1 protein-coding gene and 1 pseudogene are annotated in these 2645 nt (G+C 65.4%); one reads left to right on the top strand and one right to left on the bottom strand.

The genetic code is table 11. The features are described 5' to 3' along the window. Window positions 1-234, top strand: a pseudogene (locus ACTHL9_RS17975) (hypothetical protein); the annotation flags it as partial. Window positions 235-1626: 1392 nt separating this feature from the next. Here the strand turns inward: ACTHL9_RS17975 and ACTHL9_RS17970 are convergent. Beyond that, the coding region (locus tag ACTHL9_RS17970) for an ROK family protein (RefSeq protein ID WP_440520634.1) at window positions 1627-2645 on the bottom strand (1019 nt) is incomplete at its 5' end.

Here is a 2645-nt window from a genome sequence, read left to right as displayed (position 1 = left end):
CACCGAGCCCTGGCCGCGGAGCCCATGGCCTACGTGGGTCGCATCAGCTACGAGCTCTACCTCTGGCACTATCCGGTGCTGTGCCTGTTCGGCGTCCTGAACCGCTCGGACTGGCTTGAGGTCGGCTGGTACGCGCTTCCGCTTTCGTTCGCGCTCGCAGTGGTGGCGCACCGGGTCACACAGCCACTGACGTCCCGCCTGCGCTCTCGGATGGCGAGGTGGATTCCCGCCTGATCTATGGATGCATGGGCCTCGGCGGGTCTTGGGATATGCCCGAGTACGGACCCGAGGAGATCGATGCGGCGTCGGCGGTTGTCGCCACCGGCTTGTCGGTCGCATCCAACTCGATTCTTGACGGCCTCGCTGCACAGGCGACGCCGTCAGCCGCGTTCGTGCGGAGTGTGCGATCTGAGCGGCCGGAGGGTGTCTCAGCACAGACGGAGGCGCTGCGAGACGTTCAACGGCCGAAGACGCCGCAAAGGGGCAAGACTAACCGGACTAGCGGTGAGCGAACCGAACGCCGTCGGAAGCGACCGTCTTGCGGAGGCCGAGGCCGTTGCTGAGGCGATGAATCGTGAGGAGTGGTCCGCCCTGTTCCAGACGGTAAGGGGGACTATGAACTCGGCTTACCGAGAAATGTCACTGCAAACGTCGCCACACCCAGCAGCGCGACGACGAGGGCCGCTGCGAGGTTTCCCCAGGGAAGGCTCGCGATTCCCACGGCGAACAGAATTATGCCCGCTGTTCTCGCTAGATCCTTGGCTGATCTCGTTCCCTTCGGTTCAGACCTAGTGAAGCCGAGTATCTCGCCCCATTTGTGTTTAGCCATCACAGACCGATTCCACGTGATCCGAGAACGTTCTTTACGATACTACCGACCATTCCCGCTACGGCGCCAAGACGGTGGGGCCGACTCCCGGGATTGACGCAACTACTGCGGCGCCGGCCGCTGCGCCTGCGGCCGCCGAAATCCCCATCTGCCACCATTGCGGATCTGCGCTGACGGGGAAGGCCGTTTGTTCGTCGAACTCCACATGTTGGAGAGTCTCCTCGATCGCCGTCGTGAGCCTTTGCCCGGCGCTGTATTCGATGCGGCTCCCCGCGGAAGCCAAGCGTTCGGGCGGCAAATCGGCTGGCGATATCGCCCGGCCGGGCTGGGCAATTGTCGCACTCACTTTCCCGCGGCTGTCTGAGGAGGTCATTCGCACTGCAGTGCTGCTGCTGGCGACTATTGCTTTCTCCGAGTCATTTGAAACACTTTCATGACTGGTGATTGGAGAAGGATGGGCCTCCGTGGAAGCCAAGGCTGGACTGCCCAATCCCAATGCGGCAATGCTCGTGGACACCATTGCTGCAATACAAACAGTGACGACTTTTTCCCCATCACGATTCCCCCATTGATCGATCCACTGGTTGGCTCATCTGCTGGCCCGTCGCTGGCCCGACCTATTCTTAGTGCCAATTTAAGAGCTGCGTCAAGGCCTGCGAGTATCTAATTCTTGCAGGGGTCAGGGGCATCGTTGGGGCAAATGTTGCATCGATTGCAGACATATTGTCTCTTGAGAGAGCAAAATACCGTCCAGTTTCCTCGCATCAACGGTCACATTTGCTCCAACAGTATCGACACTAATTGTCTGTCTTGGACGCGAAGTGCTCCCCAGAAAGTTCCGCGTTGGCCTGTGGCCCAGGCAACTCGATTTCCAGCGCCCGCTCAGTGACATCATCGAGGGCCCGACGCACGGCCCCCAGCGCCACGGCCTCCCCTTCGAGGGCGGACACCTCGACCTCTGCGGGCGTCTCGGTGAGCTCCTTCAACTCGAGGCGGATGCCGGGGAGCAGCCGGGCGGCCGCGGGGGCGATGGCCCCGCCGAGGACCACGAGCTCGGGATTCAGGAGCGTGCTCAGCACGGCAATGACACGAGCCATGCGCCCTTCGAGGCGACGCAGCACGCCCTCCGCTGCAGAGTCGCCGTCGTCCGCTGCGGCGAAGACCGCCTCGGCAGTGACGTCGGCGGGGGCGAGTCCGGCAAGACCCCGCGGCTGGGCAGCCGCCTCGGCACCCCACTCCCTCGCGAGCTGGGCGATGCCATGCGGACCCACGGCGCCGTCGACGAGCCCGAGGAACGCGAGCTCGCCCGCCGCGCCATTGCGGCCGCGGAGCAGCCGCCCCGACTCGATGATCCCCGCGCCGAGGCGCTCGCCGGCGAGGACCACGGCCACGTCGTCGAGCCCGCGCGCCGCGCCGAGCCACTGCTCGGCGAGGGCCGCGAGATTCGCGTCGTTCTCGAGGAGGACGTGCCATCCGTGCCGCTCCCGCAGCGCGGCGGCCAGGCCGACGTCGAACATCTCCCAGAAGTCCGAGCCTTCGGCGACGTGCCCGCTCCGATCCACCGGTGCGGCCACACCGGCCCCCACGGCGAGGACGCGCTCGGCTGCGCTGCCTGCCGCGCGGAGGGCCGAGATCGCCGTCGAGCTCACCACGCCGAGCCTCTCCCGCGCTCCTTTCGCAGTGTCGCGGAACGCGCCGGAGGCGGTGCCCAGGATCTCGCCCCGGAGGTCCGCCACCAGCGCCGTGGTCTTGTGCGCACCGATGTCGAGTCCGACGACGACGCCCGCGTCAGCGCGGAACCCGAACGTGCGTGGGG

It is taken from the genome of Sinomonas sp., assembly GCF_051955515.1.
Classification (GTDB): Bacteria; Actinomycetota; Actinomycetes; order Actinomycetales; family Micrococcaceae; genus Sinomonas.
Note: the sequence above shows the minus strand (reverse complement) of the source record. Positions and strands in the feature narration are given on the sequence as shown.